We start from the raw sequence: 24,117 nt of genomic DNA on the forward strand, positions 1-24,117 counted from the left end.
TATTTTCAATATTAAAGCAATATTGTTACAAAAAACAACTATTTTGTATAATAGTAATAGAATGTGTTTTAGAAATTTGATAATGAAAGAGTGAGAAGTTTGAAAGAAATATTAAAACAGCAATATGCCATTATAGATATTGGATCTAATACAATGCGTTTAGTTATTTATGAAAAGCAAAACGGAGGTTTTTATAAGGAGATTGAAAATACGAAAGTGGTTGCTCGGTTAAGGAATTACTTAATTGATGGTGTGTTGATGGAAGAAGGAATAGAGGTATTGTTACAAACGTTATTTCAATTTCAAGAAAGTACACGATTCCACCAGTTGCATCATGTACTTTGTGTTGCAACAGCAACAATTAGACAGGCTGAGAATCAAGAGGCAATTAAAAAACTGGTTGAGGGACAAACAGACTTTACTCTTAGAGTCTTATCAGAATATGAGGAAGCACGTTACGGCTATTTAGCAGTTATGAATTCAACTTCGTTCTCTGAAGGAATTACAGTAGATATTGGTGGAGGAAGTACAGAAGTTACATACTTTCGAAATAGAGAGATTCTAGAGTACCATAGCTTTCCTTTTGGAGCACTTTCTTTAAAACAACAATTTATTAAAGAGGATATACCTACTGAAGACGAGTTGGAAAAGATTCAAACGTACTTAGAATATCAATTTCGAACATTACCATGGTTAATTGATAAGAAATTGCCTCTTATTGCAATTGGTGGTAGTGCGAGGAACTTAGTGAAAATCCATCAAAATTTAATTTGTTATCCTATAGCAGGGGTACATTTATATAAAATGAAAGAAGAAGATATTAAAAATGTGAAAGAAGAATTGGAAGCATTGTCGTTCATAGAAATTCAAAAATTGGAAGGATTGGCAAAAGATCGAGCAGATACAATTATTCCAGCAGTCAAAGTTTTTCATACGCTTGTTAATGTTATAGAGGCACCAGCATTTGTGTTAAGCAGAAAAGGGTTACGAGAAGGTGTTTTCTATGAAGAGTTGACAAAAGATTTGGGGATTTCATATTATCCGAACGTAGTCGAAGAAAGTTTACATTTATTATCACATGAATATGAAATGGATATGGAATTTGTAATTCAGCTTATTAAACATGGAAGATTGATTTGTAAACAGCTTGAAGAAACAGGGCTAATTTCTATGTCAGTAAAAGACTGGGAAGTATTTCATCAAGCAGCGAAAGTATTTAATATAGGTAAATATATAGACGAAGAAGCGAGTCGCTTACATACGTTTTATTTATTAGCGAATAAAACAATTGATGGTATGATGCATAAAGAGCGAGTTAGATTAGCGCTTATTGCGTCTTATAAATCAAAAATGTTATTCAAACAACACTTGTCCCCATTTGAAGGATGGTTTGATAAAAATGAACAAAAAAAAATCCGCCTATTAGGGGCTGTTTTACAATTTTCAGCAGCTCTAAATATAAGACAAAGATCGCTTGTTGAATCGATATCTATAATAGAAAGTAAAGAAGGATTAACATTTAAAATTGTATGTGAGCAATCGGCATTAGCGGAAAAAGTACAAGCTGAAAAACAAAAAAAGCAGCTGGAAAGAGTGTTGAAAAAGACTATTAATTTATCCTTCGAATCAAAATGTTAAGTTGTACGGATGTCTTTACAAAAAATTAACACCTTGGAATATTGTAATTTGCTAAAATAAAAGTAACTAAATTATAGTAAAAAAGTTTCAGGGGAAGTGTGAAGAGGATGGAAATGTTGATGGGGAATATAGTAAATTTAAATGATACAGCTTATTACAACAATCGAGAATTAAGTTGGTTAGCATTTAATGAACGTGTACTACAAGAAGCACAGGATGAAACGAATCCGCTCTTGGAAAGATTAAAGTTTATTAGCATTTTCAGTTCCAATTTAGATGAATTCTTTATGGTACGCGTAGCAGGATTGAAGGATCAAGTGAGTGCTGGGTTTAACCAACCAGAAAATAAGGCTGGCTTAACACCAAAAAAGCAATTAAATAAAATTGCGATAAAGGCCCATGAATTAATGACTGTACAATATGATACGTTTAAAAATTATGTGTTGCCAGCGCTGGAGTTAGAGGGGATTGAACGTTTAACATTCCACGATTTGACGAAAGAACAGAGGGAATTTATAGAAGAGTATTTTGATGAGCAAATTTTTCCAGTCTTAACACCTGTAGCTATTGATGCATATCGTCCATTTCCGATGTTATTAAATAAAAGTTTGAATTTAGCTACTCTTTTATATGATGAGAAACAAGTGGAGGAAGAAAACCGTACGAAGTTAGGGATTGTACAAGTTCCTTCATTACTCGAACGCTTCATATTTTTACCGAGTGAAGGGCAAAAGCATAAATTTATTTTATTAGAAGATGTAATTAGTGGTTTTACCCATAAATTATTTACAGGATATAATGTATCATCAGTTACTCGTTTTCGTATTACACGCAATGCGGATTTAACAATTCATGAAGAAGGTGCAAGGGATTTATTAAAGGTAATTGAAAAAGAATTAAAAAAGCGTAAGTGGGGAGCTGCTGTACGTTTAGAAGTTGGCAAAGAGCATATTGATGAAAGAGTATTAGCATTATTATATGAGGTGTTGGAAGTAAAAGATGAAGATGTGTATATAATGGATGGACCGTTAGATTTAACATGTCTATTTTCTTTATATAAAAAACTAGCTCCTGTATATGAACATCTTGTATATCCGGCTCTTATTCCGCAACGGCCTCAAGACTTAGGGGATGCGGAAGATGTATTTGAAAAAGCGATTGAGCATGATATTTTATTACATCATCCTTTTGAATCATTTCAGCCAGTAGTTGATTTTGTCCGTGATGCGGCAGACGATCCGAATGTACTTGCAATCAAACAAACATTATATCGAGTAAGTGGGGATTCGCCGATTATTCAGGCGCTAAAGGTAGCAGCTGAAAAAGGGAAGCAAGTTACGGTATTAGTTGAATTAAAGGCAAGATTTGATGAAGAAAATAATGTGAATTGGGCTAAAGAATTGGAACAGGCGGGCTGTCATGTTATTTACGGTGTAAGCCACTTGAAAACACATAGTAAAATTACGCTAGTTGTAAGAAGAAAAAACGGAAAAATTGAAAGGTTCGTACATCTTGGGACTGGAAATTATAATGACGCGACTGCAAAGTTATATACTGATTTTGGGTATATTACATCACGAAAAGACTTTGGGGTCGATGCAACAAATTTCTTTAATTATTTGAGCGGTTATACAACAAAGCCGCATTTTCATCATTTATCGGTTGCACCATTTGATATAAGAGAGCAATTTATGGATTTAATAGATGAAGAAATCGGTTATCATAGGCAATATGGAAATGGGTATATTATCGCTAAGATGAATTCATTAACAGATAAACCATTAATAAAAAAAATGTATGAAGCATCACAAGCTGGAGTAAAGGTAGAGCTCATCGTTCGAGGAACATGTTGTTTAAGGCCTGGTATTCCAAATGTAAGTGAGAATATTCGGGTAGTTAGTGTTGTTGGGAGATATTTAGAACATAGCCGAATTTATTATTTCCATCATAATGGAGAGGAAAAGACATATTTATCTTCAGCTGATTGGATGACGCGAAATATGGAAAAGCGAGTAGAAATATCTTTCCCAATATTAGATATTGAAATGAAGGCGAGAATTAAGGCGATTTTACAGCTTATATTAGCTGATAATGTGAAAACGCGCGAACAAAATAAAACCGGTGATTATTATTATGTTATTAATAGTAGTACAGAAGAAATTGATAGCCAAGTGAAGTTGTTTAAGATGGCGTATCAAAACACGGATGCTGAATAATGAGAACAAAGTAAAAAAACCTCTTAAAAAAGAGGTTTTTTTACTTTGTTCTCTACTTATTATATGTTCTCTAAATAAATGGATGCGTAGAGAGAATAGTTTTTATTGTAAGCATGTTAATAGATCATGGATCGGTCAAGAGAGGGAATAACATTGGTAGAATTGTGGCAGTACATTAATAATAGTATGGTTGTTGACAAGGTCCACCATAACAAGGATAAGGTGTTGGCGGTGGGAAAGGTGGTGGATATGGTGGATAATACGGTCTAGGACCGAAAGCCAATGCACCGCCTAGCAGTCCGCCAGCAATGCCAGCTAGAAATGGGACGCCAAAAAACGGAAAGAAGCGTGAGTCGCCTACTGGACCAATAGGTGCTGAACGGACTGGGATTGGTTGATAATATGGGTACATGAACAAACCTCCTTTATTGGACTCACTTTTATCATATGGTAAATGAAACGTGGATGAGCGCGTACAAGAAAGGATATGTAAGAAAATAGGCGAATTATTACGAATGTTGGAGCGTGAAAATCGTAATTTCAGGTTTTGACATAAATCGGAATGGGACACGTGTTCTTCCAAGGCCCCGATTGACATAGAGAGCTAAATCTTGAATCGTATAGAAGCCTTCAACATAGTTTTTAGCAAGTGATGGGGTAATAATAGCGCCTAAAAAAGGAATTTGCACTTGTCCGCCATGGCTATGACCAGAAAGTTGTAAGTTAACTGGATATTTAGCGATTTGCGGTGCAATATCTGGCTCGTGAACAAGAACAATGTTATAAGTATTTTGCCTCGCGTACTGTAGTGTCTCCTCTATTTTTGGTTTGCCTAGTAGTATATCATCGAGCCCGAAAATTGAAATTTCACTATTATCCAGTAGACGGATTCTCTTTTCGTTATTTAGTAATAGTTCAAATCCAGATTCACGCATGATGTGCTCATAGTATTCCGTTCCATAGCCGCCGTGATCATGGTTACCATAAATAGAAAATTTACCGAAGGGTGCTTGTATATTTTTTAAAATGGATGCAACGAAAGGGGTGGCAGTATATGTTTGATAATTATCAATGAGATCACCAGTAAAAAGAACAATGTCGGGTTTTACAGCATTAATTTTAGAAACGATTTGAGATAAATGTTGGAGAGAGAAATAGTATCCGAGATGTAAATCGCTAAATTGAAGAATCTTCATACCATGAAAACTTTTGGGTATGAGTTGCGATGTAAGTGTATGCTCTGTAAAAGAGAGTAAATGAGGCTCAATATATTTAGCGTAATAGTACCCGATGCTAGTGGTTATAAATGAATATAGACAAGTGCGCATGCCAACTTTTAAAAAATCTCTTCTAGTAATTTTCTTCATAAAAATATGAGTATACCTATTTGACTTATATCACATGTGTTCGTTACATCTACAGGTTACTCAAATCTCCTTTCAGTTTATTTGAAATATATTTTAAATAATAAAAAAGTAGTATAGATTACGAAAAAAATGAATGAAAAGAAACCTCTTTACGTTAAAATATCAGAAAAGTTTAAAAATATAAAGATTTCTATTAAATAAAATGATAAAATGAATGTGTATTCATTTTTGGGAGGGGATGTATGTGAAAGAAAAGGTAGTTATTATTACAGGTGGATCAAGCGGAATGGGAAAAGGAATGGCGATTCGTTTTGCAAAAGAAGGGGCACGAGTTGTTATTACAGGACGTACAAAGGAAAAACTAGAGGAAACAAAGTTGGAAATTGAACAATTTCCAGGGCAAATATTACCCGTACAAATGGATGTAAGAAATACTGATGATATTCAGAAAATGATTGAACAGATTGATGAGAAGTTTGGACGAATTGATATTTTAATAAATAATGCAGCTGGAAACTTTATTTGTCCAGCAGAGGATTTATCCGTGAATGGCTGGAATTCGGTCATAAATATTGTGTTAAATGGCACATTTTACTGTAGCCAGGCTGTCGGAAAATATTGGATTGAAAAAGGTATAAAAGGGAATATCATTAACATGGTAGCAACATATGCATGGGATGCAGGTCCGGGAGTTATTCATTCGGCTGCAGCGAAGGCTGGAGTGTTAGCAATGACGAAGACGCTTGCTGTTGAGTGGGGACGTAAATATGGAATACGAGTTAACGCTATCGCGCCAGGACCAATTGAACGTACGGGCGGTGCTGATAAGTTATGGATTTCAGAAGAAATGGCTAAGCGTACGATACAAAGTGTTCCGCTTGGAAGGCTGGGTACGCCAGAAGAAATCGCAGGTTTAGCTTATTATTTATGTTCAGATGAAGCTGCGTACATAAATGGAACTTGCATGACAATGGATGGAGGACAACATTTACATCAATATCCATTTTAAAAGGGATGAGAAAATGAATGTTTGATCCATATTCTTACGGTTAAATGTGACGGAATTGTGACATGTGAAAGAAAAGTGTTTACAAGAGGTCATATATACGTTATATTTAAGACCTCTTTTTTCTTCATAGTAGAATTGCTAATTCCCCTTAGCATTTTACCCCTCTAATCCCTTCAGGAAAACTGAAGGGATTTTTTATTATTTTTCCGTAAATATCATGTTATAATTTTTGAAAAGTAAAGGGAGGGAAGCGCGTTGATAGATGCATTAGATGTAATGAGTAACTTGGATAAAGTCCTTCCTTATTATCAAGCTATTTTTAGTGCTGATGAGCATACTGTAATTGGATATGAAGTAGTAGGACGTATTCAAACAGAAGAGGGCATACAAAGTCTAGCTTCTTTCTTTCATGATGATTCTATTCCGAGTGAGTTTCAACTGGAAGCGGACAACATTATAGTAGAAAAAGCTTTAAATCGTTATTTAGAAAGTGATCAAAAATTATTATTATTTATACATCGGAATGCTAACGTATTAATGAACGATGATGATGAAAGTTTACTTCAACTTTTATTGATGTATGAAGAGCAAGGTTTAAATTTGAAACACATTGTTTTAGAAATTACAGAACATGAATGTCAAGAAGATATAGAGCAATTTAATCATTTGCTTATGTATTATCGTACATATGGTATTCAAATTTCGATTAATAAAGTCGGAACGGGTACAAGTAATTTAGAACGTATTAGCGTGTTAGCACCGGATATTTTAAAAGTAGATTTAACAAACTTAAGGCAAACTGCACTTTTACAATCTTATCAAGATATTTTATATTCTTTATCATTACTTGCTAGAAGAATTGGTGCAACATTGTTATATGAAGAAATAGATGCTTTTTATCAACTACAATATGCTTGGAAAAACGGTGGTAGATATTATCAAGGGAATTATTTGAAAGAGTGCTTACCTGATTTTATTGAAACGAACGTTTTGAAAGAACGACTTGGTAATGAGTGTCATCAATTTATTCAACATGAGAAGAAAAAGTTACAAAAGATTTATAATTTAACAGAAATGTTACGTGATCGAATTGGTGATGTTCTAGCCAAACAGAAAAAGAATGAAGATATAAATGATTGGTTATTACAATTTAGCCAAAGTGTATCACAGTGTAGTTTTCGCATATTTATTTGTAACGAAGATGGTTTCCAACAATCAGGAAACGTTATGAAAAAAGATGGGGAATGGATTGTGATGCCTGAGTATTATATGAAGAACTGGAGTTGGCGTCCGTATTTTCTAGAAAATATTATGAAAATGCGTTTTGAGAATAAGGCAAGACTTTCAGATTTATATGCTGATATTGAAACCGGTGAGATGGTACGAACATTTTCCTTCCCAATTGATGATGAAAACTTTTTATTTATAGATTTATCGTATGAATATTTATATGAAGAAGATGTTTTATTTTAATGCACGAAGAGATTCGTGCATTTTTTGTTTGTTTTTATCATAAATTGGTAATAGTGAAAATGGTGATGAAAATGCTGTCTATCGTTGTAAAGATTTTACGAACGAAACCACCCCTGTCTTTGCATAATCATTGTTACAATGAATACTACAAAGACAAGTTTTCTTAAAAGGAAGGTGAAAAAATGAGGAAATATGGAATATGGTTAGTTCTATTTGTATGCGTTGCCTTTCTAGTTGGTTATAGTGTCACAACTGTTTTAGGAAAAGAGGAAGCGAAAGTCGATCGGGAAGAAGTGTTTACAACGATACAAAAGGGCTATGAAACCCAATTTTCAATTCGTGGGAAGCATTTGCCGATGAATAAGATGATAGAAACGTTATCACCATATTTTACAGAGAATTTCCTTCAAGTATTTACAGATGAAAATAGTAGAAGTGATAAACAAAGTGGTGAATATTTACTTCCAGCAAAAGAAGCGCCGTTTTCTTTTCATTCAGAAACGAAAATGTCATATGATGAAGAGCATAAAATTTTATATGTATATGAGCGGGCGAAAAGTGGACAATATCAAATTGTAACATTGCAAAGAGATCAAGGGAAATGGAAATTGGCCGGATATCATGAAAGTCAAGAACTTTTAACTGAAATAAAACGATTACAACAATTATAAAGTGAAACTGTAATCGGTGGGGGATGTTCATCTCTCACTGATTAATAGCTCGCACCAATCGGGCTATTACTGCCCACAAATAGTGGGATAAAAATAAGAATAGGTCTTTACCTATTCTTATTCAATATTGAGTAGCTGTTGTAATTTTTCAATTTGAAAACCAGCAACAACTTCTCCATCAATTACAACTGTTGGAGTTGAATACGAATCATAGTCGTATAAAAGACGATTGCGTGCAGCAGCGTCTTTTTTTACGTCAAACTCTTCATATACAACGTTATTATGCTTTAAAAATTCTTTCACAATGACACATGGCGGACAATCAGGTTGTGTGTAAACCTCAATTTTTTTCATTGTAATTCCTCCTTTTTTCTGTTTTTTATTATATTCTTCCAGTATAAAAATCGCAATAAAGAAGGGAAAAGATGTTCTTTCTGTTTTTTCCTTCGCATTTCGACAAATTTTTAGTTGAGTTTCTGGCCAATAACCTTTATCCTAGACTGTGGAACATTTTTTCTGTTATGACGGATAGAATGAGTATAGCTGTAAAACCTATTGGTAGGAAGATCAGAGAAAGGAGAGATTTCATGTCTCTACTCCAAGGAATTTTAACTCGACTTGTTAGTCTACAAGAACAAGCTGAAAGCGGTGAAGTAGCACAACGCTATTTTGAAGTGAACGGTGAGCGCAAATGTAGCGTGAAATTTTTCGATAAAAGTGAAATGTATGAGTTAGAAGTGTATCAACAAGGTGAAAAACCTCAAGTGTATCAATTCGATAATATCGATATGGTTGCAATTGAGATTTACGATATCATTTCTTGATACATATAAAAAAGGTGTTGCCATATGGCAACACCTTTTTTAGTTCTATTACTTTTTAGCATATAGGTATAGGGATTTTTCATTTTTCCTACAATGGTAATAAAGTGAAATTGTAATCAGTAGGGCTTCTTCGTCCTATACTGATTATTAGCCATCACCAATTGGGTGTTTACGGGTAGCAAATAGCGGGATAAAAATAACGAGGAGGTGTGTTGTATGGAACGTTTACCAGTTGTGGTTTGTCCTAAATGCCACAATTCTGCTGAGATTATTCATGTATTAACGGCTCAATCGAATCAAAATGTAATTTATACGTGCCAAGTTTGCCATTATGTAATTCGAAATATTGAAACGAATAAAGGGTAGGAAGTTATAATTTTTATTTTTGTCCCATACAATGAGAATACGAAAAGTCTGTCTAATTGAAAGGACGTGACTATGTGGCCGGTGAACATACATTTTATAATGTTTCAGAGAGACATTTAAATTTTGATATGGTCTTTAGCCGTATTTGCAGTTTCATTGAAAAGGATCCACGAAATTTATATCGCTTATCCATTGGGACAGACTCACAAGCACATCAAAAGGATACGAGGTTTATTACGGCAATTCATATTCATCGCGTTGGAAAAGGTGCCTGGGGGTGTTTACACCATAAATCAGTAAAAGATAAGCCAGCAACTTTACGTGAGAAAATATATTTAGAAACGCAGTTTAGCCAAGAAATTGCATGCCTATTTACTCCGAACCATATACAAACAATATGGGATTTATTGCATCCATATGCTCAAGAGGGAGCTGGATTTATAATGGAAATTCACTTGGATATCGGAAATGATGGTTTAACAAAAGAATTTATTCTAGATATGACAGCGAAAATTCAAGCGATGGGATTAACAGCAAAAATTAAGCCAGATGCTTATGCGGCGTTTAGTTATGCAAATCGATATACGAAATAAAAAACAATTTTTATATATCCCCCACTAAAAACTGAATATTACATCTATTAAATAGGTTGAAAATTATATATAATAAGAGTAACGATGCGAGTATAAGGAGAGGGGTATATGAAAAGGGAATTTGTTTTAACAGAAGAAGAAGAGAGTTTGTTACTAGATATTCTATTTCAGCAAAATTATGCGAGTGAAATTTTATCTGTGGAAATTACAGATATTGAGAATGGTTTAAAACAGACAGATGTGACGCAATATAAAAAAATCACAAGGTTATTTTACAGATTAAAAAATAAGGGGTATTAAGCGCTACCGGAATGGTAGTCTTTTTTTTGTGTTGTATGCTAAAATAGCTGTGTAATTTTGTTTTTATTGAAATAAAGTAGGGACAAAATAATAATATGAAAACGCTGTCATAAAATATGAATAGAATCGGTGATTAAAAGTAGGAAAAAGGGAAAATGGGGGGATGTAACATGATTAGTATTCCGAAAGACGAGTTTCAACAAATTTTTGTGAAAGATTTAATGATTTCATCAGAAAAAGTAGCACATGTCCAAATGGGGAATGGTTTAGAGCATGCTTTACTCGTTCTTGTGAAATCTGGATATTCGGCGATACCTGTTTTGGACCCGATGTATAAATTGCATGGGTTAATTAGTACTGCCATGATTTTAGACGGTATGTTAGGGCTGGAACGTATTGAGTTTGAAAGACTTGACGAAATGAAAGTAGAACAGGTGATGAAGGAAGACATTCCGGTTCTTAAGTTAGAAGATTCGTTTGCAAAAGCTTTAGAAATGACAATTGATCATCCTTTTATTTGCGCTGTCAATGAAGATGGGTATTTTGAGGGGATTTTAACACGTCGGGCTATTTTAAAATTGTTGAATAAAAAAGTAAGGCAACATAATCGATAATGTGAGAAAAGTGACTTCATAGAAGCGGAGAAGTCACTTTTTTTCGTGCATATCAGTTGTGTATGTATTATATTTAAAAAGATAAAAAATATAAGAGTATATAGTTAAATTAAGGATGAAAAGCTTATTGAGATAAGGTGTATGGAAGCTAAGGAAAGAGGGAGAAAGTTGCAAATTGATGATTTTCAAATGATGGTTGTGTTAGCTCAGGAATCAAATATGAGAAAAGCGGCGGAACGTTTATTTGTTTCACAACCTGCGCTTAGTCAACGATTACAATCTATGGAGAAACAATGGGGAATGAAGTTTTTTATTCGCTCACAAAAAGGATTGACAATTACACCTGAAGGGGAAAAAGTCGCAAATTATGCAAAAGAAATGCTACAAAAGGAAGAGGATATTAAAAGTGAGCTAGCTGTTTTTAGAACAGAAACTCACGGAACGTTAAAAATAGCTGTTGCATCAGTTATTGGTCAATATTGGCTTCCTCCTGTTTTGAAGAAGTTTGTACATAAATACCCTTCTGTGAAAATATCGCTGTTTACTGGCTGGAGTAGTGAAGTGCAAAAGCAATTTTATGAAGGGGACGTTCATGTTGCTATATTGAGAGGAACACAAGAATATAAAGGTCAGAAGCAACAATTATTTGAAGATGAACTTTATTTAGTGGATAAAGAAATAAAAGATATTACAATGTTAAAAGAAACAAATAGACCATTTATTCAATTTAAAAGTGATTCGACTTATTATGGACAAATACAAAATTGGTGGTATGGTTTATTTTCTAATCCACCTAAGAGAACAATTGTGGTTGATCAAATTGAGACTTGCAAACAGCTCGTTTTAAATGGTATAGGTTATGCTCTTTTACCTTCTACTGTTTTAAAAGAAGTACAGGAAAATATGTATAAAACACCTGTTCAATTAACGAGAGAAACATGGTTATTGACGAGTGAATCGGCCAGACAATTGAAGCAAGTAAGGGCATTTTTAGAAATTATAGAAGAAATTCAAATGGAAAAATAGGATTATTATCTTGCTACTCGCTCTATCGTTTGGTAGAGTAACATTATAAATGGATTTAGGAGGCAACAAGAATGAAAATGATGGACGCTAACGAAATTATTTCGTTTATTCAAAAAAGTGAAAAGAAAACTCCTGTAAAGGTATACATAAAAGGGGATTTAAAAGAAGTAACATTCCCTGAAACGGTACAAGCATTTGTAAATAAAAAGTCTGGTGTATTATTTGGAGAATGGTCTGAAATTAAGACAATTCTTGATGGAAATAGCAAGCACATCGTTGATTACGTTGTTGAAAATGACCGTCGTAATTCTGCAATTCCAATGCTTGATTTAAAAGGTATTAAAGCTCGTATTGAGCCAGGCGCGATTATTCGTGATCACGTTGAAATCGGCGACAACGCTGTTATTATGATGAATGCAACAATTAATATCGGTGCTGTAATCGGTGAAGGTACTATGATTGACATGAACGCGGTACTTGGTGGACGTGCAACTGTTGGTAAGAACTGTCACGTAGGTGCAGGTGCAGTACTTGCAGGTGTTATTGAGCCGCCTTCAGCAAAACCAGTTATCGTTGAAGATGATGTTGTAATTGGTGCAAACGTAGTTGTGTTAGAGGGAGTTACAGTAGGTAAGGGTGCAGTTGTAGCAGCAGGAGCTGTTGTAACAGAAGATGTACCTCCATATACAGTTGTTGCCGGTACTCCAGCACGTGTAATTAAAGAGATTGATGAGAAGACAAAAGCAAAAACTGAAATTAAACAAGAGCTTCGTCAATTAAACCCAGAGAAATAAACACAAAAAAAGCGTAAGAGCATAACAGGCTCTTGCGCTTTTTATAGATAGAGGTGCAAAAATGGCAGTAAGCAAATTCGTTCAAATTCGTAGAGACTTACACAAAATACCGGAAATTGGATTTAAAGAGTGGAAAACACAACAGTATATTTTAGATTACATAGGAACGCTTTCGAATGAATATGTGGAAGTGAAAGTATGGAAAACAGGTGTCATTGTTAAAGTAAATGGAAAAAATCCAGAAAAAATTATCGGTTATCGCGCAGATATAGACGGTTTACCAATTACCGAAGAAACTGGATATGAGTTTGCTTCTATTCATGAAGGAATGATGCATGCATGTGGACATGATTTGCATACAACAATCGGTTTAGGCCTTCTAACAGCAGCTGTAACAGAAAGAATAGATGATGACCTTGTGTTTCTATTCCAACCAGCTGAAGAAGGACCAGGAGGGGCTCTTCCTATGTTAGAGAGTGAAGAGTTAAAAGAATGGAAGCCGAATATAATTCTTGGTCTTCATATTGCACCTGAATACGCTGTAGGAACAATTGCCACAAAAGAGGGGCTATTATTTGCAAATACATCAGAGTTATATGTTGATTTGAAAGGGAAAGGTGGACATGCAGCCTACCCGCATACTGCAAATGATATGATTGTAGCAGCAAGTCACCTTGTTACACAACTTCAATCTGTTATTAGTCGTAATGTGAATCCTCTTGATAGTGCAGTGATTACAATCGGAAAAATAACAGGTGGTACAGTTCAAAATATCATAGCAGAAAAGTCTCGGTTAGAAGGAACGATCCGAACGTTATCAGTGGAATCAATGAGGCGTGTTAAAAGTAGGATTGAGGCAATTGTTGCAGGTATAGAAGCTTCCTTCCAATGTGAAGCTGTTATTGACTATGGAGCGATGTATCATCAAGTATATAACCATGAAGTATTAACGAGAGAGTTTATGCAGTTTGTAAGTGAACAAACTGATATGAAGGTAATTACATGTACTGAGGCAATGACAGGGGAAGATTTTGGTTATATGCTTCAAGAGATTCCTGGATTTATGTTTTGGCTTGGGGTAAATTCAGAATATGGTTTACACCATGCGAAATTAAAACCAGATGAAGAGGTTATTGAGAAAGCTATCGCATTTTTAGATCAATATGTAAAGTGGAAAGGAACTAGAAAGTAAACTCGCTCGCCAACTTTGCAAAAACTTACAGCGGGTACTTGTTAGTTCCAAGACGAAAACATCTTTCATATTTGTTTTGGATACACATTGGCATACAAATGGATAAAGTAATGAGCAGCGGTTTTGAGCCGCTGCTCATTATTCATTATCGCTTATTGAGAAGATGATTAGTTAACTAGCTTATATATGTTTACATTTCGTGTAGAAAGTGTGTAAAATCAAGGTGAAACATAGAAAAAAGGGTGGGGAATTACGTGCAAATTAGCAGTGCAATGTTGTGTTTCGTCTTATATGCGTATGTTATTATTGCGGCGGTGTATTTTGGGATAAGTTTTTATGCCTACCGTTTAGTAGATAATCACGAATATGACGAAACATATAAATGGGTGAAAAGATATTTATCACCTGTATTAGAAATTATGAATGGGTTTGTGCTCTTTTTATTTATTGGATTAATTGCTTTCTCGACGAGTTTAGTAGGGAATAAAACGACATTATTTGTACTAGGTATCATTATTTTTATGTTGTTAGGGATACGGATTGGTAACACAGTGTTTTGGAATGAAAGAAAAGTAGATGGTTGGACTGGAATGTTAATCCCGTGTATGTTAGCGGCTATCGTGACAAACATAGAGCATGAGTATTATCAATTACATTTTTGGCTTATTATCGTTTTAACAATTCTTTCAGTTTTGTACATAAGTACGGTAGTACTCACATACATTGCACATGAAAAAGGTGATGTTAAAGGAACGCGCTTCTTTAGAGGGCGAGCATTATTTTGGAGTGTGCCAACGATGGCTGTTATAGGAATTATTGCGATATTAGTAAATGGATATCAATTTACTAATTGGCAACTGTTTTTAGAAAATTGGTGGATTTTCATTATTTCGTTTATCGCTTTTTTAGGTGCAACACATTATTTATTCCATCAACATCATTATATATTGGCATTGCTATTCGCATTTACACAACTATTATTTGCTTTCTTCGGACAAGAAACGTTATTATTCGTTTTTGAAACATTTAGTTCATTTGGAAATATATTTGTATTTGGTATGTTGATTTTCAGTATCGCATTTTATTTACAACAGTATTTTTATATGCAAAAACAAAAATAAGAATGATATACAGGTTTTTGTAGCAAATCTAAAGTATGTTACAATAAAAATACATAGTATTCGATGTTATTGGAGGAATTCCTGTGGGTGAAAAAGAGAAAGAATTTGCTGTCATTGGGCTTGGACGTTTTGGTGGAAGCATTTGCCGAGAACTCGCTCAATTAGGTATGGAAGTAATGGCAATTGATTCAGATGAGGATAAAATTAATGAGTTTGCAAATATAGCTTCACATGCTGTAATTGCAGATTCAACAGATGAGATGGTATTAAAAAGTCTTGGTATTCGTAATTTTGATCATGTAGTCGTTGCTATTGGAGATAATTTAAATTCAAGTATTTTAACAACATTAATTTTAAAAGAGTTAGGTGTAAAAAATATTACTGTAAAAGCTCAAAATGATTACCATGAAAAAGTGTTAAGTAAAATAGGGGCAGATCACATTGTGCACCCCGAGCGTGATATGGGAAAAAGGATTGCTAATAATATTGCATCAAGTAATGTATTAGACTATCTTGAGCTTTCAGATGAGCATAGTATTGTAGAGATTATTGCAAATAAAAAAATTGATGGTCATTCTTTAATCGAATTAGATATTCGTGCGAAGTTTGGATTGAATATTGTAGCGATTAAACGTGGTAAAGAAGTTATTGTATCTCCTCGAGCTACGGAAAATATTCAAGCGGGAGATATATTAATTGTAATTGGTCATGACGATGAAGTAGATCGTTTTAAACACTTTTTAAGATAAGAGAAAAGGACAATACCATGAAGGTATTGTCCTTTTTCTTATATTTCCATAATGATTGGTAAAATCATTGGGCGACGTTTCGTTTTCTCATATAGGAATGGTGCTAATGTGTCTGTAATTTCATTTTTAATTTCAGACCATTGTGTTGTTTTACGCTCCATTACTTTTTCTAAATGAGTTGTAATTAATGTTTGAGCATCATTAATTAAATCACTACTTTCGCGCATATACACGAAACCACGTGAGATAATATCAGGTCCTGCTGCAACTTTAAACTCTTTCATATCAATGCTTACAACTACAATAACAAGTCCTTCTTCAGAAAGAATACGACGATCGCGTAATACAATATTACCGATATCTCCAATACCATTTCCGTCAATATAGACAGATCCAGATGGTATTTTACCAGCTACGCTTGCTTCATCAGAACGAAGAGCAAGAACATCTCCATTATCCATGATGAAACAGTTTTCTTCTGGAATACCACAATCGTTTGCTAACTTCATATGCATACGTTGCATGCGGTATTCACCATGAATTGGCATGAAATACTTCGGTTTAATTAGACGAAGCATTAGTTTTTGTTCTTCTTGTCCACCGTGTCCACTCGTATGAATGTTTGACAGTTTTCCGTGGATTACATCAGCACCAGCACGATACAACATGTTAATTGTACGGCTTACACTAATTGTATTACCAGGGATTGGTGAAGAAGAGAAAACAACTGTGTCGCCAGGAATGATTTGAATTTGACGATGAGTACCATTAGCAATACGTGAAAGTGCTGCCATTGGCTCACCTTGACTACCTGTACATAAAATAACAACTTTATTAGCCGGTAGGCGGTTTAGTTGAGCTGTATCTATGAATGTATCCTTCGGACAGCGAATATAACCAAGGTTTTGTCCGATTTCAATCGCCGCTTCCATACTGCGACCGAACACAGCCACTTTACGATTGTTTTCAACAGCCGCTTCAACAACTTGTTGTAGACGATGGATATTTGATGCAAAGGTTGCAAAGATAATACGACCTTCTACTTTGCGGAAAATATCTTGAATACTATCACCAACACGGCGCTCAGACATTGTAAAGTTTGGAACTTCACTGTTTGTACTGTCAGATAAGAGACAAAGTACGCCGTCTTTTCCGATTTCAGCCATTTTTGTTAAGTCCGCTGGTTCACCGACTGGTGTGAAATCAAATTTGAAATCGCCAGTATGAACAACTTGTCCTTGAGGTGTTTTCACAACAACTCCGTATGAATCTGGGATACTGTGAGTTGTACGGAAGAAGGAAACAGATGTCTTTTTAAATTTAATAACATCATCTTCTTGAATTTCATAAAGTTTTGCTTTACGAAGTAATCCGTGCTCTTCTAATTTGTTTTTGATTAGTGCAATTGCTAATTTTCCGCCATAAATCGGGATGTTTACTTGACGTAATAAGTAAGGAATTCCACCGATATGATCTTCGTGACCATGTGTAATGAATAATCCTTTAATTTTATCTTCGTTTCGCACAAAATAAGTGTAATCTGGTATTACATAATCGATTCCGAGGAGTTCGTCTTCTGGAAATTTAATTCCAGCATCAATAATAATAATTTCATCTTGAAATTGAACAGCATATGTATTTTTACCGATTTCACCAAGTCCACCTAAAGCAAAAACGGCAGCTTGATCATTCTTTAGAAATTTCATATGACTATACGATTTCCGCTAATGTTAAATCAGCGTTTTCTTTTTCATATTCAAGATGAGCACCAGTAACAGACTGAACGAACTCGATATTATATGCGAACTTATTTAATTTCTTACGAACATCCTTTTCAGACGTAGCCTCTAAATATAAAACTTTTGTATTTTCACGTACTGGAACCTCAGTCAATTTTACTTGATAAAATACTTTAAAAATCATTTGGAAAACCTCTCCTTGTCTATGTTTTGCATTATCTGTTACTTATTATAAAGCAAACAGTCACGATTTTCATGTTTTTTCGAATGAGAATGAAGAAAAAGCCCGAAATGGGCACAATTTAAGCGATTGTCTTTTTACGGACTAGATCTTTTAAATAACGCTTGAGCTTTTTCTTCAGCTTCTTCAGCATGATTACTCCTTCCTTTCCTTATTTAAAACATGCATATTACTAGTGAAAACTCTGTCTCTGATATAAGAAAGAAGACAAAAGTGAATGTTGAATCTTGTCCTTTCTTATACAGGGAAAGTTATTCTATAGTAACGATTAGTAGCCGTTAGTTATAGGTATAGTATGAGAAAGAATAGAAAAGAAAATTCATACGAACAAGTATCCACATTTTTTACTAATATATATATGCAGGTTTCATAAATAAGGTCAGAAAGTGAACGCTTTCTTCACAGATGTTTAATATGTTATACTTTTTTTTAGAATTTGAAAAGCGATAATCAAAATAGGAATATAGAGTAACAGAAAGGATTTTGACAAATGAATGATAAAATTGTCTTTTTTGATATTGATGGAACATTATTAGATCACGATAAGAAGATTCCGCAATCTACACGAGATGCAGTAAGACATTTACAAGAGAAAGGTGTGCATGTAGCAATTGCAACAGGACGTGCGCCATTTATGTTTGAGGATATACGTGAGGAACTCAATATACATAATTATGTTAGCTTTAATGGACAGTACGTTGTATTTGAAGATGAGGTAATATTTAATAACCCGTTACATCCAGCTGCCTTACATAAGTTTACTCAGTTTGCAAAACAAGAAGGATATCCACTTGTATATCTGGATCATCAAGAAATGAGAGCATCAGTAGAATATCATGATTATGTGAAAGAAGGTTTTGGAAGCTTAAACTTTGAACATCCGGCATATGAACCTGATTTTTATGAGAAGCGTAATATTTATCAAACTCTGCTTTTCTGTGAAGTGAATGAAGAGGAAAAGTTTATTAATCAGTATCCAGACTTTCATTTCATTCGCTGGCATGCGTATTCAATGGATATTATTCCAAATGGTGGTTCGAAGGCAAAAGGAATTGAGAAATTCATTGAAAAATTAGGATTTAACCGTGAACAAGTGTATGCATTTGGAGATGGCTTAAATGATTTAGAAATGATCGAAGCAGTTGGGACAGGTATTGTGATGGGGAATGGTCACGAAGACTTGAAAAAACTTGCAAATTATGTGACAAAGGATGTTAGTGAAGACGGCATATATCATGGCTTAAAATGGGCTGGATTGCTATAAGTGAATATGGAACCCATTTCATATAAAAAAGGCGGAAGATTAACTTCCGCCTTTTTTATTATCGCTCTAGAGGTTTTGAATCATCAGGAGCAGCAAATGGATTTTCTTTATTAATGTGGTCATAGAACATAACACCATTTAAATGGTCAATCTCATGCTGAAATACGATTGCTGGTAAACCTTTTAAACGTAATTTTACTTCTTCGCCGTTGATAGATGTTGCTTTCACTGTAATTCTTGTGTAACGAGGGACATAACCAGGTACTTCGCGGTCTACTGATAGACAGCCTTCCCCGCTTTGTAAATATGTACGTTCAACAGAATGACTAATGATTTTTGGGTTGAATAATGCATGACTATATAACGTACCGTCCGTATCAGTTACATGAACCGCAATCATTTTCTTTGAAATACCGATCTGTGGAGCTGCTAATCCGATTCCAGGGCGTAAACTATATTTTTCAGCCATTTCAGGATCTTGGCTATTTATTACAAATTCAATCATTTCTTTAAGGGTAGTTGTATCTTCTTCGCTCGCCGGCATTGAAACCTCTTCTGCAACGTTTCGCAAAATAGGATCTCCTTCGCGAATTACATCTTTCATTGTAAGCATATGTAATCTCTCCTTTCTTCTTTAGTCTACCAAAGGAGATGGAAAAAGTCATCGACAAGTAGGGAAGCGCTTTGGAAAGCGTTCTACTATAGAATATTTATGTATGTAATAAAAAGAAAAGACGGCAAAGCCGTCTGTTTCTTTCCATAGTTGTTTCATTTTACATTAGCGAATGCAAGCAGCACCAACGATAATTAAAAGAATAAACAACACAACGATTAAGGCGAAGCCGCGTCCAGACCCGCCACAAGAACCGCCATAACCGTAGGAAGGATTTGAACAAGTTGGATAGCAATATGAGTATCCGTACATGAGATGACCTCCTTTATCATTTCCCGCTAACACTGCGGTTACTATAATGTATGGAGGGAAGGATAGAAATGTATGGGTAATTACCTATAAAAGGAAGAAGAGTTTGTATATTTTTGCTAAGAAGAGAGAAAAACTAAAGAGAATTAAATCGTTTACATATTATTCTAAGAGAAAAAATAAGTTGAAAAGGGAATAATATAACAGTAGGTTAATGCTTACTAATACAGATGTGAAAAATAAAAACACGTTTGTGTAGAAGAAACCTGCAGATTATTTATAAAAAAACGTAACCAAAGTAATTGACATCGTAATTAGAATAGTTGTAAACTAAAAAACGTGATCAAGATTGTATTAATATGTTTCTGAAAAAACATTAGTACAGATTGTTAGGTACACAAAATTATTCTCAACCGACAGATAAATTTGTTGGTTTACATTGTTGCGTTTTCAGTCTAGCTAATAGATAGTGAAAGCGTTTCAGAATATGGTTCAAGAGAGGAAGAGGTGAACGGAATGGGTACTAAAACAAAAAAGACCCTATTTAATGTTGATGAGCAAATGAAAGCTATCGCAGCTCAATTTGAGACATTACAAATTTTAAATGAAAAAGGCGAAGTTGTGAATGAAGCAGCTATGCCTGAATTATCTGATGATCAATTAAAAGAATTGATGCGCCGTATGGTGTATACTCGCGTACTAGATCAACGTTCTATTTCTTTAAACCGTCAAGGACGTTTAGGTTTCTACGCACCAACAGCTGGACAAGAGGCTTCTCAATTAGCAAGTCATTTCGCACTTGAAGCAGAAGATTTCATCTTACCAGGATATCGTGATGTGCCACAATTAGTATGGCACGGTTTACCATTATACCAAGCATTCTTATTCTCTCGTGGACATTTCATGGGTAACCAAATGCCTGAGAATGTAAATGCACTTGCTCCACAAATCATTATCGGTGCGCAAATCATCCAAACTGCTGGTGTTGCGTTAGGTATGAAACTACGTGGTAAAAAATCTGTTGCAATTACTTACACTGGTGACGGTGGTGCTTCACAAGGTGACTTCTACGAAGGTATGAACTTTGCGGGTGCATTCAAAGCTCCAGCAATCTTCGTTGTACAAAACAACCGTTATGCAATCTCTACTCCAGTAGAAAAGCAATCTGCAGCTAAAACTGTAGCACAAAAAGCAGTAGCAGCAGGTATTTACGGAATTCAAGTAGACGGTATGGATCCATTAGCTGTATACGCAGCAACTGCTTTCGCTCGTGAGCGTGCAGTAAACGGCGAAGGCCCTACTTTAATCGAGACTTTAACATTCCGTTATGGTCCACATACAATGGCTGGTGATGACCCAACTCGTTACCGTACAAAAGATATCGAGAACGAATGGGAACAAAAAGATCCAATCGTACGCTTCCGTGCATTCTTAGAAAACAAAGGCCTATGGTCTCAAGAAGTTGAAGAGAAAGTAATCGAAGAAGCAAAAGAAGATATCAAACAAGCAATTGCTAAGGCTGACCAAGCTCCAAAACAAAAAGTTACTGATTTAATGGAAATCATGTACGAAAAAATGCCTTACAACTTAGCTGAACAATATGAAATTTACAAAGAAAAGGAGTCGAAGTAAGCCATGGCTCAAATGACAATGATTCAAGCAATCACTGATGCTTTACGCGTTGAAATGAAAAATGACCCTAACGTACTTGTGTTTGGTGAAGACGTTGGTGTAAACGGCGGTGTATTCCGTGCTACTGAAGGTTTACAAGCTGAATTCGGTGAAGATCGTGTAATGGATACTCCACTTGCAGAGTCTGGTATTGGTGGACTTGCAGTTGGACTTGCATTAGAAGGCTTCCGTCCAGTTCCAGAAATCCAATTCTTCGGTTTCATTTATGAAGTAATGGATTCAGTTTCTGGTCAATTAGCTCGTATGCGTTACCGTTCTGGTGGACGTTGGACTGCTCCAGTAACAATTCGTTCTCCATTCGGTGGCGGTGTTCATACTCCTGAACTACATGCTGATAGCTTAGAAGGATTAGTGGCTCAACAACCTGGTCTAAAAGTTGTTATTCCATCTACTCCATACGATGCAAAAGGTCTTTTAATCTCTGCGATTCGTGACAACGATCCAGTTATCTACTTAGAGCATATGAAATTGTACCGTTCATTCCGTCAAGATGTACCAGAAGGCGATTACACAATTGATTTAGGTAAAGCTGATATCAAACGTGAAGGTACAGATGTATCTGTTATCGCTTACGGTGCTATGGTTCATGCTGCATTAAAAGCTGCTGAAGAACTTGAAAAAGAAGGTATCTCTTTAGAAGTAGTTGACTTACGTACAGTTCAACCATTAGATATCGAAACAATCATCGCTTCTGTTGAAAAAACAGGCCGCGTAGTTGTAGTTCAAGAAGCACAAAAACAAGCTGGTATTGCAGCTAACGTTGTAGCGGAAATTAACGACCGTGCAATCTTAAACTTAGAAGCTCCAGTTGTACGTGTTGCAGCTGCTGATACAGTATTCCCATTCTCTCAAGCTGAGAGCGTATGGTTACCAAACCATAAAGATATTGTTGAAGCTGTTAACAAAGTAATGAACTTCTAATTTTTAGCTTTTCATGTGCAAAAGAAATCAGCACATGCTGGTTTCTTTTGTACATATTCCATAATAATGAAATGAATCAGGGGGCTGAATTCCGTGGCATTTGAATTTAAACTACCAGATATCGGTGAAGGTATCCACGAAGGTGAAATCGTAAAATGGTTTATTAAACCAGGCGATGAAGTAAACGAAGACGATGTACTTCTTGAAGTACAAAATGATAAAGCAGTAGTAGAAATCCCTTCTCCTGTTAAAGGTAAAGTACTTGAAGTACTTGTAGAAGAAGGAACAGTTGCAATTGTAGGAGATACATTAATTAAATTTGATGCTCCTGGATACGAAAACCTTAAATTTAAAGGTGACGATCATGATGAAGCTCCAAAAGCTGAAGAAGCAGCAGTAGAAGCTCCAGCAGCGGAAGCTACTCCAGCAGCAACTGCAGAAGTAGTAAATGAGCGCGTAATCGCTATGCCATCTGTTCGTAAATATGCTCGTGAAAACGGCGTAGACATTCATAAAGTAGCTGGTTCTGGTAAGAACGGCCGTATCGTAAAAGCTGACATCGATGCATTTGCAAATGGTGGACAAGCAGTAGCAGCAACTGAGGCTCCAGCAGCAGTAGAAGCTACTCCAGCAGCAGCGAAAGAAGAAGCACCAAAAGCACAACCAATCCCAGCTGGTGAATATCCAGAAACTCGTGAGAAAATGAGTGGTATCCGTAAAGCGATTGCAAAAGCAATGGTTAACTCTAAACATACAGCTCCTCACGTAACATTAATGGATGAAGTAGATGTAACAGAACTTGTTGCTCACCGTAAGAAGTTCAAAGCTGTTGCAGCTGACAAAGGTATTAAATTAACTTACCTTCCATACGTTGTTAAAGCTTTAACATCTGCATTACGTGAATTCCCAATGTTGAATACTGCTTTAGACGATGCTTCTCAAGAAATCGTTCATAAACATTACTTCAACATCGGTATCGCAGCTGATACAGACAAAGGTCTATTAGTACCAGTTGTTAAAGATACAGATCGTAAATCAATCTTCACTATTTCTAACGAGATCAATGATCTTGCTGGTAAAGCACGTGAAGGTCGTTTAGCTCCAGCTGAAATGAAAGGTGCTTCTTGCACAATTACAAACATTGGTTCTGCAGGTGGACAATGGTTCACTCCAGTTATCAACCACCCAGAAGTAGCAATCCTTGGTATCGGCCGTATCGCTGAGAAGCCAGTTGTGAAAAACGGTGAAATCGTTGCAGCTCCAGTATTAGCATTATCTCTAAGCTTTGACCATCGTTTAATTGACGGCGCAACTGCTCAAAAAGCATTAAACCAAATTAAACGTCTATTGAATGACCCACAATTATTAGTAATGGAGGCGTAATA

The 24,117-nt window shown here is 35.3% G+C and carries 26 protein-coding genes; 19 read left to right on the forward strand and 7 right to left on the reverse strand.

The features are described 5' to 3' along the window. Window positions 1–90 precede the first annotated feature (90 nt). Both ppx and ILT06_RS04855 read left to right on the forward strand, forming a co-directional pair. Window positions 91–1,638: an exopolyphosphatase gene (ppx, locus tag ILT06_RS04850; RefSeq protein ID WP_240368224.1), complete on the forward strand. Its 1,548-nt coding sequence runs from the start codon at window positions 91–93 to the stop codon at window positions 1,636–1,638. Between the two features lie 107 nt (window positions 1,639–1,745). Next, complete coding sequence (locus ILT06_RS04855; RefSeq protein WP_088047239.1) at window positions 1,746–3,854, forward strand: polyphosphate kinase; 2,109 nt, start codon at window positions 1,746–1,748, stop codon at window positions 3,852–3,854. A 175-nt stretch (window positions 3,855–4,029) separates the two neighbouring features. On the opposite strand, the gene ILT06_RS04860 is transcribed toward ILT06_RS04855, so the two are convergent. Together ILT06_RS04860 and ILT06_RS04865 are read right to left on the reverse strand one after the other, a co-directional pair. Next, window positions 4,030–4,266, reverse strand: a complete 237-nt coding sequence (locus tag ILT06_RS04860; protein ID WP_048563234.1) for a hypothetical protein — start codon at window positions 4,264–4,266, stop codon at window positions 4,030–4,032. Between the two features lie 97 nt (window positions 4,267–4,363). After that, on the reverse strand, window positions 4,364–5,221 hold the full coding sequence (locus tag ILT06_RS04865; RefSeq protein ID WP_064474938.1) for a metallophosphoesterase: 858 nt from the start codon (window positions 5,219–5,221) through the stop codon (window positions 4,364–4,366). Window positions 5,222–5,465: 244 nt separating this feature from the next. Here ILT06_RS04865 and fadH point away from each other — a divergent pair, with 244 nt between their 5' ends. The 3 genes from fadH (at window position 5,466) to ILT06_RS04880 (ending at window position 8,374) form a co-directional block, all read left to right on the forward strand. Further along, the gene (gene fadH, locus ILT06_RS04870; RefSeq protein ID WP_000660897.1) at window positions 5,466–6,230 is read left to right on the forward strand and encodes a 2,4-dienoyl-CoA reductase; all 765 of its coding nucleotides are present in this window, start codon (window positions 5,466–5,468) and stop codon (window positions 6,228–6,230) included. 255 nt (window positions 6,231–6,485) lie between these two features. Then, complete coding sequence (locus ILT06_RS04875; protein ID WP_046957433.1) at window positions 6,486–7,703, forward strand: EAL domain-containing protein; 1,218 nt, start codon at window positions 6,486–6,488, stop codon at window positions 7,701–7,703. Window positions 7,704–7,885: 182 nt separating this feature from the next. Beyond that, the gene (locus ILT06_RS04880; protein ID WP_046956444.1) at window positions 7,886–8,374 is read left to right on the forward strand and encodes a DUF3993 domain-containing protein; all 489 of its coding nucleotides are present in this window, start codon (window positions 7,886–7,888) and stop codon (window positions 8,372–8,374) included. Between the two features lie 117 nt (window positions 8,375–8,491). Here the strand turns inward: ILT06_RS04880 and ILT06_RS04885 are convergent, their stop codons facing one another. After that, window positions 8,492–8,728: a glutaredoxin family protein gene (locus ILT06_RS04885; RefSeq protein ID WP_000717880.1), complete on the reverse strand. Its 237-nt coding sequence runs from the start codon at window positions 8,726–8,728 to the stop codon at window positions 8,492–8,494. Window positions 8,729–8,961: 233 nt separating this feature from the next. Between ILT06_RS04885 and ILT06_RS04890 the strand changes: the two genes are divergently transcribed. The 10 genes from ILT06_RS04890 to ILT06_RS04935 all read left to right on the forward strand — a co-directional run bounded on the left by ILT06_RS04890 (window position 8,962) and on the right by ILT06_RS04935 (window position 15,953). Then, complete coding sequence (locus tag ILT06_RS04890; RefSeq protein ID WP_000055151.1) at window positions 8,962–9,198, forward strand: YkuJ family protein; 237 nt, start codon at window positions 8,962–8,964, stop codon at window positions 9,196–9,198. 216 nt (window positions 9,199–9,414) lie between these two features. Continuing rightward, window positions 9,415–9,564 (forward strand): hypothetical protein, encoded by a 150-nt coding sequence (locus ILT06_RS04895; RefSeq protein WP_064474939.1) that lies wholly within the window; start codon window positions 9,415–9,417, stop codon window positions 9,562–9,564. A 74-nt stretch (window positions 9,565–9,638) separates the two neighbouring features. Then, complete coding sequence (locus ILT06_RS04900) at window positions 9,639–10,157, forward strand: ribonuclease H-like YkuK family protein (protein ID WP_000896655.1); 519 nt, start codon at window positions 9,639–9,641, stop codon at window positions 10,155–10,157. Window positions 10,158–10,265: 108 nt separating this feature from the next. Beyond that, window positions 10,266–10,457 (forward strand): antirepressor AbbA, encoded by a 192-nt coding sequence (gene abbA / locus ILT06_RS04905; protein ID WP_000817795.1) that lies wholly within the window; start codon window positions 10,266–10,268, stop codon window positions 10,455–10,457. Window positions 10,458–10,627: 170 nt separating this feature from the next. After that, a complete protein-coding gene (gene cbpB, locus ILT06_RS04910) occupies window positions 10,628–11,071 on the forward strand; it encodes a cyclic-di-AMP-binding protein CbpB (protein WP_000623572.1) in 444 nt (147 codons plus the stop codon). Between the two features lie 141 nt (window positions 11,072–11,212). Continuing rightward, entirely contained in the window at window positions 11,213–12,097 is an 885-nt protein-coding gene (locus tag ILT06_RS04915) for a transcriptional regulator CcpC (RefSeq protein ID WP_002008407.1), read from the forward strand. A gap of 71 nt (window positions 12,098–12,168) precedes the next feature. Further along, a complete protein-coding gene (gene dapD / locus ILT06_RS04920) occupies window positions 12,169–12,891 on the forward strand; it encodes a 2,3,4,5-tetrahydropyridine-2,6-dicarboxylate N-acetyltransferase (protein ID WP_064474940.1) in 723 nt (240 codons plus the stop codon). 61 nt (window positions 12,892–12,952) lie between these two features. Beyond that, window positions 12,953–14,083: an N-acetyldiaminopimelate deacetylase gene (locus tag ILT06_RS04925; protein ID WP_088047240.1), complete on the forward strand. Its 1,131-nt coding sequence runs from the start codon at window positions 12,953–12,955 to the stop codon at window positions 14,081–14,083. Window positions 14,084–14,337: 254 nt separating this feature from the next. Continuing rightward, window positions 14,338–15,204 carry a hypothetical protein gene (locus tag ILT06_RS04930; RefSeq protein ID WP_046956446.1) on the forward strand — a complete coding sequence of 289 codons (867 nt, stop codon included), beginning with the start codon at window positions 14,338–14,340 and terminating at the stop codon, window positions 15,202–15,204. Window positions 15,205–15,287: 83 nt separating this feature from the next. Then, a complete protein-coding gene (locus tag ILT06_RS04935; protein WP_000504032.1) occupies window positions 15,288–15,953 on the forward strand; it encodes a potassium channel family protein in 666 nt (221 codons plus the stop codon). A 38-nt stretch (window positions 15,954–15,991) separates the two neighbouring features. Here ILT06_RS04935 and rnjA read toward each other — a convergent pair whose 3' ends face one another. Continuing rightward, window positions 15,992–17,659, reverse strand: coding sequence for a ribonuclease J1 (rnjA, locus tag ILT06_RS04940; RefSeq protein ID WP_000670370.1), 1,668 nt, complete (start codon window positions 17,657–17,659; stop codon window positions 15,992–15,994). A 4-nt stretch (window positions 17,660–17,663) separates the two neighbouring features. Beyond that, a complete protein-coding gene (locus ILT06_RS04945; RefSeq protein ID WP_000576445.1) occupies window positions 17,664–17,876 on the reverse strand; it encodes a DNA-dependent RNA polymerase subunit epsilon in 213 nt (70 codons plus the stop codon). A 547-nt stretch (window positions 17,877–18,423) separates the two neighbouring features. Here ILT06_RS04945 and ILT06_RS04950 point away from each other — a divergent pair. Next, complete coding sequence (locus ILT06_RS04950; RefSeq protein WP_064474942.1) at window positions 18,424–19,197, forward strand: Cof-type HAD-IIB family hydrolase; 774 nt, start codon at window positions 18,424–18,426, stop codon at window positions 19,195–19,197. A gap of 58 nt (window positions 19,198–19,255) precedes the next feature. Here the strand turns inward: ILT06_RS04950 and def are convergent, their stop codons facing one another. Together def and ILT06_RS04960 are read right to left on the reverse strand one after the other, a co-directional pair. After that, window positions 19,256–19,810 (reverse strand): peptide deformylase, encoded by a 555-nt coding sequence (gene def / locus ILT06_RS04955; RefSeq protein ID WP_016086516.1) that lies wholly within the window; start codon window positions 19,808–19,810, stop codon window positions 19,256–19,258. A 165-nt stretch (window positions 19,811–19,975) separates the two neighbouring features. After that, a complete protein-coding gene (locus tag ILT06_RS04960; protein ID WP_000274561.1) occupies window positions 19,976–20,122 on the reverse strand; it encodes a YjcZ family sporulation protein in 147 nt (48 codons plus the stop codon). A 513-nt stretch (window positions 20,123–20,635) separates the two neighbouring features. Here ILT06_RS04960 and pdhA point away from each other — a divergent pair. From pdhA to pdhC, 3 genes are all read left to right on the forward strand, one after another. Beyond that, window positions 20,636–21,751 carry a pyruvate dehydrogenase E1 component subunit alpha gene (gene pdhA / locus ILT06_RS04965; RefSeq protein ID WP_000536893.1) on the forward strand — a complete coding sequence of 372 codons (1,116 nt, stop codon included), beginning with the start codon at window positions 20,636–20,638 and terminating at the stop codon, window positions 21,749–21,751. Between the two features lie 3 nt (window positions 21,752–21,754). Continuing rightward, a complete protein-coding gene (gene pdhB, locus ILT06_RS04970; protein WP_000068162.1) occupies window positions 21,755–22,732 on the forward strand; it encodes a pyruvate dehydrogenase complex E1 component subunit beta in 978 nt (325 codons plus the stop codon). 93 nt (window positions 22,733–22,825) lie between these two features. Next, entirely contained in the window at window positions 22,826–24,115 is a 1,290-nt protein-coding gene (gene pdhC, locus ILT06_RS04975) for a pyruvate dehydrogenase complex dihydrolipoyllysine-residue acetyltransferase (RefSeq protein WP_064474943.1), read from the forward strand. The last annotated feature ends 2 nt before the right edge of the window (window positions 24,116–24,117 follow it).

This window comes from Bacillus sp. 17RED48 (assembly GCF_019837545.1).
In the GTDB taxonomy this organism is placed as follows: Bacteria; Bacillota; Bacilli; order Bacillales; family Bacillaceae_G; genus Bacillus_A; species Bacillus_A wiedmannii.